The sequence below is a fragment of the Labilithrix sp. genome (genome assembly GCA_019637155.1).
GTDB lineage: Bacteria > Myxococcota_A > Polyangia > Polyangiales > Polyangiaceae > Labilithrix.
Window position 1 is genome coordinate 333228 of sequence record JAHBWE010000004.1, and the last position, 12066, is coordinate 345293.

The window sequence follows — 12066 nt, forward strand, 5'->3', positions numbered from 1 at the left end:
CAGCGTTAGAGCGGCACGAAGCGGATGTACTCGGGGGCGACGTCGACGTCGTGAACGATCGTGGGGCATTGCGTGCTCGCGTGCGAGCCCGTGATCACGATCTCCACCGTGATGCTGGGCGCGTCGAACGGGCCGAGCGTGCGCGCCGCGAGCTCCGCCGGGCCTGCTCCGCAGCTCTGGCATCGCAGGCCCCACGCGTCGTCGGCTTGGACGATGTTGCTGCCTTCGTGGCGGACGGCGATCGTCCACTTCGCGACCTGGGTGTTCTCGCCGCCAAAGCTTCCGTTGGCCTTGGCGCTCAGGTGCCTCCATTTGTAGTCGACGCGGTATTTCGCGCCGACCGTGAGCGGCCCGAAGGTGCGCTTCGCGTAGAACCCGTCCGACCGATGGCCTCGGGTGTCGGCCGGCCCCGAGTTGAAGTGGAGCATGTCGTCGACGACGATCCTCGTGTCGTCGCACGTGGCCGCCGCGACAAGCGTGCACGGCGACACGCACGGACCGCAACAGTCCATCGTGCTCGTGCCGTCGCGGTTGCTGATCGACCACCCGTTCGGGTCGTTCCCCTCCCACGCGAGCCCGCCGCCGGTCGCGCCGCCGCCGTCGCTCGGTCCGCCGTCGCTCGCGGTGTTGCCGCCATCGCTCGCGGTACTGCCGGCGTCGTCCGTGCTCCCCGCCTCCCGCGGCTCCGGCGTCGTGGTCTGTTCCGCCTCGAACGGCGTGCACGCGGCGAGCGCGGTGGCGGCGGCGAGCGCGCGCCTCAATCGATCTTCTCCGTCTTCGGCGGCGGGATCGGCGGGACCTTCGCGGGGGGCGTGCCGTTGCCCTCCGGGCCCGCGTGCGTGATCCACCACGCGCTCAGGAACGCGAGGAGGAGGAACGCGAAGAGGAAGAGGAGCTTCGCGCTCGGGTCGGGCTCGATCCGCTCGCGCAGCAGCTTCGCCGCCGCCCTCACCGCGTCGTCGTCCGTGCTCGCGGCGAGCTTCGGCGCGCCCTCGCGCACGGTAGCGTAGTCGCCGCGCGCGAAGGCAAGGACGAGGCGATCGAGCTCCTCGTGCTTCGGGAAGTCCTTGGCGAACGCGGGCTGACCCCACGCGGCGGGATCGTTCACGCGGCCGACGCCCGTCCGCCGCGGGCCGCGGGCCGCGCGACCTCACCGTGCGTGAGGTGACCATGAACGACGGTGGGCGAGAGGCCCGGCGCGAGGAGGCTCGGCGTGACCTCGCTCGACGGGAACATCTGCACGAACGCGGGCGCGCGGTGGAGGCGATCGACGATGATGCGCTCGAGCGCCATCGACGTGTACTGCACCGCGCCGAGCTCGGGCGTGTTCGCGTTGAGCACGAGGTCGAGGTCCTGCTTCTTGCACGTGAACGCGAGCCCCTTGATCTTGCTCGCGAGCGGCGACCAGTTGTCGGCGCAGGTGCCGTTCTCGCTGATGCCCCACACCCCGGACTCCGTGTTGAGGAACAGCGTCTGGTTGCCGGACGTGTGGCCCGGCGTGCGCAGGAGCATCACGCCGTCGCCGAGCTGGAGGTCGTCCTCGGTGAGGAGCACGTGGTCGGTCCGCACGCCCTGCTTGCCGTCGCGCACGAACCACGCGCGCTGGAAGGGGTGGAGGTCGTCCCAGTCGGCCCACTCGTTCTTCGGCGCGAGGAGCGTCGCGTTCGGGAACCGCGGCGCGAACGCCCCGTCGGACGTGCCGAGGAGCCGCCGGAGGTCCTGGGTGTGAAAATGGTCAAAGGCGATATAGTCGATATTATATGGTTTTATGCCAAGCTCCGCGAGCTGCTCCTCGAGCGGGGCGAAGCGCTTCGCCATCCGCTCGCTGATCGTCACGCCGACCTGCTCGATGATGCGCGCGAAGAACGGCGTCGCGCGCGCGCCGTCGATGTCGGTCGGGTTGAAGAGGAGGTGCTTCAGCTCGCCCTGCTCGAAGAACTGCACCAGCGTACAGCGGTGGGTCATCGTGACGAGCGGCGCCGGCGCGATCGCCGCCGCCCAGAACGCGTAGCGCGTCGGATACGCGAGCGTCGTGAGCGGCAGCGTCCGCACCGCGACGCAGCGCGGCCCTCCCGCGAAGCGCTCGCGCAGCCCCTCCGCCGCGCGCTTCACCGCGCGGAGCTGCGGCCCGTGCCCGCTCGTGCGCCAGGCCTCGTCGAGATCGCGGATGCGCATCAACGTCATGCGCGAGAGCCTACCAGCCTGCGCGGACCGTGGTAGCGTCGCACGGCGAATGCCGAAGCGGCACCGACCGGGGACGAGCGCGGCCAGCATCTTGCGCCACGTCGAGGACATCGTGCTCGCGACGAGCGGGGAAGACGCGTTCGAGCTCGTCTACGCCGTCGCGGCCGCGCGGCTCGTGAGCAAGAAGCAGGCGCTCGGCCCCGCCATCACCGAGGCCGGCAGGCGACTCGAGCTCGGCCGCATCGCCGATCGCGCGCTGCTCGCCCGCGTCGACGGCATCCTCGAAGGCGCCCTCACCGACGAGAGCGTGCTCGACGCGATCTTCGAGTCCCTCGTCCCCCGCGTCGCGAAGGCGGACAAGGGGCAGTACTTCACGCCGCGTCACGTCGTCGACTTCATCGTCCGGATGGTGGCGCCGCGTCCGGGCGAGCTCCTCGTCGATCCCGCCTGCGGTTCGGGCGCGTTCCTGTCGCGCGCGCGCGCGTTCGGCGCGAGGACGCGCGGCGTCGACCTCGACGGCCGCGCGGTGCGCGTCGCGCGGCTCCTCGCGATCGCGGGCGGCGCCGACGCGGAGTCGGTCGCGCGCGCGGACGGGCTGCAGAAGGAGTCCGACCTCGTCCCCGCCGACAAACGCGCGCTCGCGGACGTGGTCGCGACGAACCCGCCGTTCGCGGGCCGCGCCGCGGCGGACGGCTTCTCCGTCGCCGACGTCGTGCGCACGCCGGAGCGCGACGTGCTGTTCCTCGAGCGCGCGCTCGACGTCTTGAAGCCCGGCGGCCGCCTCGGCATCGTCCTCCCCTACAACAAGGCGAGCGGCGGCGCCTACGCGAGCATGCGCCGCTGGCTCTTCGAGCGCGCGCGCGTGCTCGCCGTCGTCGGCTTGCCGCGCGAGACGTTCCTCCCCCACACGTCGCAGCGCACCTTCGTCCTCTTCGCGCAGAAGCGCCGCTCGGCGAAGGAGATCGCGCAAGCCGACGAGCGCACGATGTTCGTGATCAGCGAGCGCGCGGGCAAGGACACCGGCGGCGAGCCGATCCACGACGCGACGGGGAAGCTCGACCACGACCTCGACGACGTCGCGAGCGAGCTCGCGCCGTTCCTCCGCGCCGCCGACTTCGGGCGCGAGCCGAAGCCGCGCAAGGCGGCGCGCCTCGCGGAGGCGTCGCCGTGAAGGTCGTCGTCCGCGCCCTCGTCGACCTCGGCCCCGAGCTCGTCCTCGCGCCCGAGCGTTACCTCGCGGAGGCGAGCGCGGGGGAGGGGATCCCGCTCTCCGATCTCGTCACCGTGCGCACCGAGCAAGCGCCGCCCGGCGTCGTCCTCGACACCACCCACGCGAAGGACGGCCTCCTCGACGTGACCGGCGCGCTGCGCTCGCCCGCGACGGCGAAGAGCACGAAGCGCGCGGTCCACCCCGGCGACGTGATCGTGTCGCGCCTCCGGCCCTACCTCCGCCAGATCGCGTTCGTGCACCCCGCCGCGCTCGCGCAGGCGAAGCGGCCGCTCGCGGTGTCGAGCGAGTTCTTCGTCCTCGCCCCGCGCGGCGACGATCCGATCGCGTTCCTCGTCCCCTTCCTCCTCGGCGAGCGCGCGCAGTCCGTCCTCGCCGCGGCGCAGGAGGGCGGTCACCATCCGCGGGTCCCGCGCGAGTCGCTCCTCGCGCTCCGCGTCCCGGCCGGCCTCGTCGCCACGCGGAACGAGAGCTCGAAGGCCGTCGTCCGCGCCCTCGACGAGGTCTACCGCGCGAACGCCCGCTGGAACGCGCTCCTCTAATCCACCAATCCACGCGCTCGACGCCCGGCGCGCGCTCGACGCGAGCCCAAGCCGCGCTCGACGCCCTGCGAGCCAAGCCGCGGGCTACGGCGCGCCGCCGAGCCAGCGTCGGATCTCGCGCTTCGACAGCTGGCGGATCGATCGCGCGTAGCGGTTCTCGTCCCAGAGGTCGCGCATGGACTCGTCGCGCGCGTCGTAGTCGAGCCGGCGCGGATCGAGCTTCGCGATCGCGTCGCGCACGAACGGCACCGCGTCGGGGCCGTGCCTGAACGGGAGCGCGGCGATCTCGACCTCGTACCAGATCCCGCGGACGCGACGGAGCTCTCGGTCCGGCCCGAGCACGCGCACGTCGGGCCGCCGCACGCGCGCGCGGCTCGCCTTCGTCCTCGGGCGCGGCGGCATCTCTGCGAGCGCGCCCGATCGCGGATGAACGAAGAAGCGCCAGGGCACGACGGGCCGCCCGAAGCGATCCGCGCCGCGGAGGCGCCCCGCGTCGTCCTCGTAGACGCGTTCGACGACGTACTGCTTGAGGTGATCGAGCACGTGCTTCTGGAGCGCGCTCGTCACCGAGAGCTGCGCCGCGATCTCGGAGCGGACCTTCGCCCACGGTCTCCCGACCTGGCTCCGCAGGTACCGCTCGAGCGGCGCGAGGTTGTCGCTGAGCGACTTCGCCGCGTAGAACCCGCCCATCGGCTCGCGGAGCGGAAACGTCTCTTCGCCTCCCTCGCGTGCCCGCGTCCGGTTCCGCACCCGCGTGCGCGGGTACCGAAGCCAATGCCCCCAGCGCGGCCGCTCGATGATGACCTCGTCCATGTCGGCTCGCATGGGCCCCATTCATGGCCACGCCCTCGCCCTCGCGCAAGCCGGCAGGACACGGTAGCGACGCCCGCGTACAATGGCCGTCATGGGCGAGCCTGCCAGGAGCCTCGGACTCGGCCTCGAAGAATTCTGGGCCTTCGAGGGAGAGCCCGACACGCGGTACGAGCTCTTCGGCGGGGAGATCTTGGCGATGAATCAGCCGACGATCCGGCACGCCGCGTTGCAGATGTCGCTCGGGAGGGAGCTCTTGCGCGCGCTCGACGGACGATGTGAGGTGCTCGGCCCGATCGGCGTGTACTGCGAAGCGACCGGGGAAGCCTTCGGCCCAGACGTCGTCGTGATCTGCGAGCCTGCCGCCTACGACAAGGTCCGGGGGCGCGCGTTGATCAATCCGAGCGCCATCTTCGAGATCCTCTCGCCGAGCACCTCCCGCATCGATACCCACGACAAGCTCCCCGCGTACAAGACGATCGCGTCGCTGAGCGAGTACGTCCTGATCTCGCAGAAGAAGAAGCTGATTCAAGTGCATCGACGCGTGAAGGGGGGATGGGTCATGGACCCGCTGTCGTCGGGGTCCTTCCGCGTCTGCGCCGCGGAGATCTCGGTCGACGCCGTCTACGAGCGCATCGACAAGTCTCCGCTCCTCACCGGGTGAGCGGAGACGGAGAAGGCCGCGTCATGGGCGCTGGCCGGCGAGGCACAGGCGGTCGACGTCGCGGGCGCGATCGCGGAGGAGCGCGCTCCCCGGATCGAGGCGCTGCGCGCGCTTCATCGCGATGTCCGCCTCGTCGCACTTGCCCGTCTTCGCCGCGCGCCAGGCGGCGTCGAGGCGTTCGTCGAGGCTCATGAAGAGATAAGGGTCCGTGCGATCGCGGACGTAGACCGTGATCCCGCAGAGGAGCACGAGCGCGACGCAGGCGCCGACGATCGCCCGCTCCGCCTTCTTCGTGTACGTCACGCCGCGCTGCCACGTCGCCGCGACGAGGACGCCGCCGACGGCGCCGCCGATGTGGGCCGCGTTGTCGACCTGCACCATCCCGCCTTGCAGGTTCTTCGCGAGGCCGAGCACGAAGAGGAACGCGAGCCACCCCGCCATCTGGCGCGCGAGCGGGCCCTTCCACCCTTGCGTGCGCGCGCCGAGGACGAGCATCGAGCCGATGAGCCCACACACCGCGCCCGACGCGCCGATGCTGAGCGACGCGCCGAAGAGGCGCCCCGCGATCGCGCTGAAGGCGGAGCCCATCACGCCGGCGCCGAGGTAGAGCGGGAGGAAGCGCGCCGGTCCGATCGCGCGCTCGAGGAACGGCCCGACCTGCCAGAGGACCAGCATGTTGAAGCCGAGGTGCAGGATCGAGCCGTGGAGGAAACACGAGGTCACCAGCGTCTCGACGCGGGTGTCCGCGATCGTGAAGGTCGAGTCGTTGCCGCCGAGCCAGCGCAGGATCGCGTTCCACAGCGTCTGGTCGCGCACGTCCGCCCCGCCGAGCCCGAAGCGGAGGTGCCCCGCGAGCGACACCTGCGCCGCGAAGACGCCCGCGTTCGCGGCGAGCAGCGCGCCCGTGATCGGCGCGCCGTCGATCCCCTTCTGTTCGGCCTGATCGGGCGCCGAAGCCGAGGTCGGGGCGGACGCGGGCGGGGAGGCGCTCACCATCCGGTTTTACGGTCCGCTCGCGCGTCAAGCAACCGGCGAACATCACCGCCTTTTTGGCCGCCCCCGCGCCGTCCTGATACCGACAATGCCAGATGGATTCGCTCGTCCGCGCGACGCTGCTTGCGCGCCGTTTCGTTCGAGGGGCGCACGGGATCGCGCTCGCGTGCGCGCTCGCCGCCTTCGTCGTCCTCGGCTTCGCGCAGCTCCCGCTCGGACCGATCCCGATCGCGGGCGCGGTGGTGTGGGCGTTCTTCCTCGGCAAGCGCCTCCGGCAGAAGCTCCGTCTCACCGGCGAGGCGCCGTTCGTCCTCGACTTCGAGCTCGGCGCGCTCCTCGCGATCGGCCTCGACGCGGCGCTGCTTCGCTTCGACGGCACGCTCTCGGGCCGCTTCTCGCCCGCGACGTACGTGCTCGTCGCGCTCGTCGCGTCGTTCGGCCGCCCGGTCGCGGGCCTCGCGGTCGTCGGATGGGTCGTCGGCCTCGACGCGCTCATCCGCTACAAGACGCTCGGGCAGGCGTCGCTCGAAGCGCTCGCGACGCAGGCGGGTTTCGCTTGTGCGTTCGCGCTCCTCAACTTGATCCTCCTCCGCGCCGAGGTCGCGCGCATCCGTGTCACCGCGCGGTCGCGGGTCGAGAAGGAGCTCGAGCGCCTTCGCGCCGACGCACGGAGCTACCGCCTCCTCGGGGCGGGGGAAGCGGTCACGAAAAAAGAGGACGCCGAGGAGCGGCTCGCGCGCTCGAGCGTCGAAGAGATTCACCAATCCGTGCATTATGCACTCGAGCTCCTGCGGCGTTCGTTGGACCTCCACACCGCGGTGCTGCTCTGGCGCACCGACTCGGGCACGCACCTCCGCATCAGCGAGCTCTCCACGGCGTCGGACGAGATCCACGATGCACCTTTCTCGATCGGTGACGGCGTCTGCGCGGCGGTCATCGCCAAGAAGGAGGCCGTGCTGCTCGAGAACCTGCGGCCCTCGTACAATGTTCCCTACTACGCGGGGCCGTGCCCCATCCGCGCCCTCGCCGCGATCCCTGTGATCGAGGACGGCGTCGTCCGCGGCGTCCTGTGCCTCGATCGGATCGACTCGAAGGCCTTCACGCCGCACGAGCACGACGTCGCGGCGCAGGCGGCGCGCTATTGCCTCCGCGCGATCCAGAACGAGCGCGTCTTCGTGCAGCTCGAGCGCGCGAAGGTGGAGCAAGGCAAGCTCTACCGCGCCGCGCAGGCGCTCGGCGCCGCGCTGTCGGAGAAGGACGTCGTCGAGGCGGGCGTCCGCGCCGCGCGCGAGATCGCGAGCTTCGATCTCGCCGCGGTCACGGTCTGGGACGACACCAAGAAGTTCCACGAGGTCCGCGCCGCCACGTCGAACGACGGCGCGATCGACGACCTCGTCGGCCAGCGTTTCAAGCAGAACACCGGCCTCGTCTCGATGGTCGTCACGAACCGCTTCCCGCTCCCGTACAAAGGCGAGTACGACGCCGCGCACCAGACCGTGCTCACGAAGCGGCTCCCGTGGCCGAACGTCCCTTCGCTCCTCGTCCTGCCGCTCCTCCATCACGGCCGCGTCCTCGGCACGCTCATCCTCGGCGCGCGCCGCCGCCACGCGTTCGGCGACGCGACGCGCCCCACGCTCGAGGTCCTCGCCTCGCACCTCGCGGTCTCGCTCTCGAACGCGCGCATGGTCCACAAGCTCGAGACGATGGCGACGACGGACGGCATGACCGGCCTCCTCAACAAGCGCGCGATGCTCGACGCGGCGGCGCAGAAGATCGGCGCCGCGCAGCGCTTCAACCGCAAGCTCTCCGTCCTCGTCACGGACATCGACTTCTTCAAGAAGGTCAACGACACGTACGGCCACGACGTCGGCGACGTCGTCATCAAGGGCCTCGGCGAGATCCTGAAGCGCGTGAAGCGGAGCACCGACGTCGTGGCGCGCTTCGGCGGCGAGGAGTTCGTCATCCTCTGCGAGCAGACCGACGAGGCGGGCGCGATGCTCCTCGGCGAGCGCATCCGCGAGGAGCTCGGCAAGACCGTGTTCCAGACGCCGAACGGCCCGCTCACGGTGACGTGCTCGGTCGGCGCGGCGACGTTCCCCGCCGCCGGCGCGAAGTGGGACGAGCTCTTCAAGAGCGCGGACCAGGCGCTCTACCAGAGCAAGAACGCAGGCCGCGACCGCGTCACGATGTGGTCGCCCCCCTCCGCCGCGCGCGTGAAGGCCGGTTAGGCCCGCGCGTCTGGACATGTAGGCCGGGCGTGGTCATCATCGAGGGCCATGAGCGAGGACAAGCCGAAGCCCGTCGACGACCTCAAGGAAGGCCTTGGCCTTCTGTTCCGCGCTGCGAAGGGCGCCGTGCAGTCGCTGCCGACCGAGAAGGTCGAGAAGGTCGCGACCGAGGCGGTGGGCGAGGTGAACCGCGCGTTCGAGTCGATCGGCAGCGAGATCCAGAAGGTCATCAGCGGCAAGCCGCAGTCTTCGCCTCCTCCTCCCGCCCCGCAGGCCAACACGAACGAGGCGCCTCCGGCCGAAGAGCAGAAGTACGACGACGGCTACGCACCGGAGCCCCCGAAGGGCCCGCGTGTAGGCTGAGCGCTAGCGTTTCGCCTTCGGCGCCGGTTACCGGTACCATTTTGCGCCGATGGCGCTCCGAAAGAACCGGTTCCTCGCTCCCGCCTTCGTCGTCTCCGCGCTCGGCCTCTCCGCCTGGATGGCGGCGTGCGGCTCGTCGGAGGGCTCCCGCTTCGACGACGGCAGCGGGAACCAGGACGACGACGCCAGCTTCGGGACGAGCGGCTTCGGGAGCACGACGAGCAGCGGCAACGGGTCGAGCTCGGGCGACGGGAGCCCCAACGACGGCGAGCAGCTCCGCATCGAGCCCGCCACGATCACGGTCAAGGCGAAGGGCTCGCTCACGAGCCACTCCGGGCAGCAGCAGTTCACCGCGTACATCGGCGCGAGCACGACGCCCGTCGCCGCGATCTGGTCCGTCGACGACGCGGGCATCGGATCGATCGAGAAGGAGGGCCTCTTCCACACCGCGACGTTCGCGGGGAAGACCAAGGTCCGCGCGCAGGTCGGCAACCTGGTCGGCCTCGCGGACGTCACCGTGTCGCTCGAGATCGAGGAGGACCTCACCGCGGGCGGCGGCGGCGGAGGCGGCATCTCCGAGGCGACGAAGACGGCGCTGAAGGCGGGCGGCAACGCCGACGCCTCCAACTTCAAGTGGCTCTACCCCTACGACAAGACCGTGTTCCCGCGCGGGCTCCTCGCGCCGAAGCTGATGTTCGGCGGCGCCGCGCCGACCGCGTATTGGGTCCGCCTCAGCGCGAAGAACATCGACTACTCGGGCTTCTACTCCGGCGGCGGCGACGCGGCGCGCGTCGTCGTGAGCGAGGAGTGGTGGCGCACGATCACGCGCAGCGTCGGGGCGAACGATCCGGTCACGATCAACGTGACGAAGATCGAGGGCGCCGACGTCACCGGTCCGATCACGGAGACCTGGAGCATCGCGCAGGGCTCGCTGAAGGGGACCGTCTTCTACAACACGTACAACTCGCGCATCGTCCGCGAGAACGGCGCCGAGGGCGCGATCATGCGCCTGAAGCCCGGCACGAAGGTCGAGGTCTTCATCGGCAGCACGAACCTCCCGAACGAGACCGGCACCGCGCGCGACTCGAAGTGCACGGTCTGCCACTCCGTCAGCGCGAACGGCACCGCGCTCGCGGCGGCGCTCGACTGGGGCGACAACGGCGCGCCGCACGACAGCGCCGTCTTCACGATCAGCACCGAAGGCGCGGCGACGGCGCGCTTCGTCACGAGCAACGGCCACGCGATGCCGTTCGGCGCGCTCTCGCCCGACGGCAACTGGCTCGTCGGCAGCGCGTCGCGCTCCGGCGCCTGGATCCGCGGCCTCGGAGGCCTCGATCAGAACAGCCGCCTCTACGACGCGAAGACGGGCGCGATCGTGGAGGACGGGTTCTTCACCGCCGCCGCCGGTCGCAAGGCGGTCGCGCCGTCCTTCTCGCCCGACGCGAAGCTCCTCGCGTTCGGCGATCGCGAGCGCAACGCGAGCGGCCGCGCGATCTCGATCCTCGACGCGAACCTCACCTCGAGCCCGCCGTCGTTCACCAACAACCGCGAGCTCGTCGCGAGCAACAACCGCGTCGTCGGCTGGCCGTCCTTCCTCCCCGACAGCAAGGCGGTCCTCTATCAGGAGGGCACCGCGTACGACACGGGCGGGCATCGCGATCCGCCGACCCAGCTCGTGCACTACTGCGCCGACCTCCACTGGGTCGACGTCGCGACGAAGATCCCGTCCCCGCTCGACGCGCTCAACGGCTATCGCCCGAACGGCGCCGGCGGCAAGGAGTGCTACCTCCCGTTCTGCGACGTCCCCGATCCGGATCCGAACCTCGCGGATCCGGACACGGCGTGCAACACCGAGGACGCGCACATGAACTACGAGCCCACCGTGCTCCCGGTCGCGGTCGGCGGCTACTACTGGGTCGTCTTCACGAGCCGCCGCGCGTACGGCAACTTCCTGAGCCGCCAGACCTCCTCCGTCACGCCGGAGGGCGATCTCCCGTTCGACAACACGCGCGACACGAGCAACGCGATCAAGGGCTGGCGCAAGAAGCTGTGGGTCGCGGCGATCGACATCAACGGGCAGCCGGGCAGGGACCCGAGCCACCCCGCGTTCCTCCTCGAGGGTCAGGAGACGGAGGCCGGCAACATGCGCGGCTTCTGGGCGCTCGACCCGTGCAAGGCGAACGGCGCCGGCTGCGAGGCGGGCGACGAGTGCTGCAACGGCTTCTGCCGCGCCGTCTCGCAACCCGACGGCGGCACCGCGAACATGTGCGTCCCGCCCCCCACCGGCTGCGCCAACGACAGCGAACGCTGCAGCGTCAACGCCGACTGCTGCAACGCCCCCGCGGGCACCACCTGCATCAACGGCTTCTGCACCGAGCCGACGCCCTCGCACCCGAGGTAGCGCTACGGAAACACCTGGCCCGGGACGCAGATGTCTTCGGGGCCCTTCGCGATGTTGTTCGCGACGAACTCGTCGAAGGTGGGACCGTCGACGCAGTCGGCGGTGAGCGTCTTGCCCCACGCCGCGGCGGCGACCTTCGTCGGGATGCTCGGGGCGGGCGCGATGATGATGCGCTTGTTGCCGCCGCAGTCGTTCGGCGCGCGCGTCTTCACCTCGCGGAGCTGCTCCACGATCTCCGGGCACGCGGGGTCGCACTTGTAGAGCAGCAGCACCGCGCCGTGCTCCTCGCTGTGGACGAGGTACTGCCACTCCACCGGCTGCGTGAACTCGCCGAAGCTCGTCCACGCGAAGTAGTGCGGGCCGCTCGACGGCGGGTTCGTGCAGTAGTCGACCGCGGTGCCGACCTGCACGTGCTTGTTCGCGGGCTCCTGCAGCGCGTGGGTGTTGATCGTCACCGCGCACGAGGCGTTGCGGACGTCGGGCGGCGTGGGATCGGCGGAGCACACCGCCGGCCCCGCGTCGGCGTCGGGGGGCGCGCCGCTCGTCGAGCTCGACGTCGTCCCAGAGTTGTCGTCCGAGTCGGAGCTGCACGCGGCGATGAGCGCGATGACCGAGAGAGCGAGGGCCAAGCAAGACTTCACGACGGCACCATA

12 protein-coding genes are annotated in these 12066 nt (G+C 70.8%); 6 read left to right on the top strand and 6 right to left on the bottom strand.

Going from position 1 to position 12066, the window contains the following annotated elements:
* Window positions 1–5: 5 nt before the first annotated feature.
* The 3 genes from KF837_09980 to KF837_09990 are packed head-to-tail and all read right to left on the bottom strand — an operon-like array spanning window position 6 to window position 2184.
* Entirely contained in the window at window positions 6–761 is a 756-nt protein-coding gene (locus tag KF837_09980; protein MBX3227633.1) for a hypothetical protein, read from the bottom strand.
* Complete coding sequence (locus KF837_09985; GenBank protein MBX3227634.1) at window positions 758–1108, bottom strand: hypothetical protein; 351 nt, start codon at window positions 1106–1108, stop codon at window positions 758–760. The genes KF837_09980 and KF837_09985 overlap by 4 nt, the downstream gene beginning before the upstream one ends.
* Window positions 1105–2184: a hypothetical protein gene (locus tag KF837_09990; GenBank protein ID MBX3227635.1), complete on the bottom strand. Its 1080-nt coding sequence runs from the start codon at window positions 2182–2184 to the stop codon at window positions 1105–1107. The genes KF837_09985 and KF837_09990 overlap by 4 nt, the downstream gene beginning before the upstream one ends.
* Before the next feature lie 49 nt (window positions 2185–2233).
* Between KF837_09990 and KF837_09995 the strand changes: the two genes are divergently transcribed.
* Both KF837_09995 and KF837_10000 read left to right on the top strand, forming a co-directional pair.
* Entirely contained in the window at window positions 2234–3355 is a 1122-nt protein-coding gene (locus KF837_09995; protein MBX3227636.1) for an N-6 DNA methylase, read from the top strand.
* Window positions 3352–3954 carry a hypothetical protein gene (locus KF837_10000; protein MBX3227637.1) on the top strand — a complete coding sequence of 201 codons (603 nt, stop codon included), beginning with the start codon at window positions 3352–3354 and terminating at the stop codon, window positions 3952–3954. The genes KF837_09995 and KF837_10000 overlap by 4 nt, the downstream gene beginning before the upstream one ends.
* An 84-nt stretch (window positions 3955–4038) precedes the next feature.
* Here the strand turns inward: KF837_10000 and KF837_10005 are convergent, their stop codons facing one another.
* A complete protein-coding gene (locus KF837_10005) occupies window positions 4039–4779 on the bottom strand; it encodes a hypothetical protein (GenBank protein ID MBX3227638.1) in 741 nt (246 codons plus the stop codon).
* A gap of 79 nt (window positions 4780–4858) precedes the next feature.
* Here KF837_10005 and KF837_10010 point away from each other — a divergent pair, with 79 nt between their 5' ends.
* Window positions 4859–5428, top strand: coding sequence for a Uma2 family endonuclease (locus tag KF837_10010; GenBank protein MBX3227639.1), 570 nt, complete (start codon window positions 4859–4861; stop codon window positions 5426–5428).
* A 21-nt stretch (window positions 5429–5449) separates the two neighbouring features.
* On the opposite strand, the gene KF837_10015 is transcribed toward KF837_10010, so the two are convergent.
* Window positions 5450–6424: a rhomboid family intramembrane serine protease gene (locus tag KF837_10015; GenBank protein MBX3227640.1), complete on the bottom strand. Its 975-nt coding sequence runs from the start codon at window positions 6422–6424 to the stop codon at window positions 5450–5452.
* Window positions 6425–6516: 92 nt separating this feature from the next.
* On the opposite strand from KF837_10015, the gene KF837_10020 reads away from it, so the two are divergent.
* The 3 genes from KF837_10020 to KF837_10030 are packed head-to-tail and all read left to right on the top strand — an operon-like array spanning window position 6517 to window position 11413.
* On the top strand, window positions 6517–8649 hold the full coding sequence (locus tag KF837_10020) for a GGDEF domain-containing protein (protein MBX3227641.1): 2133 nt from the start codon (window positions 6517–6519) through the stop codon (window positions 8647–8649).
* 48 nt (window positions 8650–8697) lie between these two features.
* On the top strand, window positions 8698–9012 hold the full coding sequence (locus KF837_10025) for a hypothetical protein (protein ID MBX3227642.1): 315 nt from the start codon (window positions 8698–8700) through the stop codon (window positions 9010–9012).
* Window positions 9013–9061: 49 nt separating this feature from the next.
* Window positions 9062–11413 carry a hypothetical protein gene (locus KF837_10030; protein ID MBX3227643.1) on the top strand — a complete coding sequence of 784 codons (2352 nt, stop codon included), beginning with the start codon at window positions 9062–9064 and terminating at the stop codon, window positions 11411–11413.
* Between the two features lie 2 nt (window positions 11414–11415).
* Here KF837_10030 and KF837_10035 read toward each other — a convergent pair whose 3' ends face one another.
* Complete coding sequence (locus KF837_10035; GenBank protein MBX3227644.1) at window positions 11416–12054, bottom strand: DUF3105 domain-containing protein; 639 nt, start codon at window positions 12052–12054, stop codon at window positions 11416–11418.
* Between the last annotated feature and the right edge of the window lie 12 nt (window positions 12055–12066).

What these genes read in the sequence shown, in the direction of transcription:
- KF837_09990 (MBX3227635.1), bottom strand. Translation starts at nt 2,184, where the DNA reads ATGACGTTGATGCGCATCCGCGATCTCGACGAGGCCTGGCGCACGAGC.
- KF837_09995 (MBX3227636.1), top strand. Translation starts at nt 2,234, where the DNA reads ATGCCGAAGCGGCACCGACCGGGGACGAGCGCGGCCAGCATCTTGCGC.
- KF837_10005 (MBX3227638.1), bottom strand. Translation starts at nt 4,779, where the DNA reads ATGCGAGCCGACATGGACGAGGTCATCATCGAGCGGCCGCGCTGGGGG.
- KF837_10010 (MBX3227639.1), top strand. Translation starts at nt 4,859, where the DNA reads ATGGGCGAGCCTGCCAGGAGCCTCGGACTCGGCCTCGAAGAATTCTGG.
- KF837_10015 (MBX3227640.1), bottom strand. Translation starts at nt 6,424, where the DNA reads ATGGTGAGCGCCTCCCCGCCCGCGTCCGCCCCGACCTCGGCTTCGGCG.
- KF837_10020 (MBX3227641.1), top strand. Translation starts at nt 6,517, where the DNA reads ATGGATTCGCTCGTCCGCGCGACGCTGCTTGCGCGCCGTTTCGTTCGA.
- KF837_10025 (MBX3227642.1), top strand. Translation starts at nt 8,698, where the DNA reads ATGAGCGAGGACAAGCCGAAGCCCGTCGACGACCTCAAGGAAGGCCTT.
- KF837_10030 (MBX3227643.1), top strand. Translation starts at nt 9,062, where the DNA reads ATGGCGCTCCGAAAGAACCGGTTCCTCGCTCCCGCCTTCGTCGTCTCC.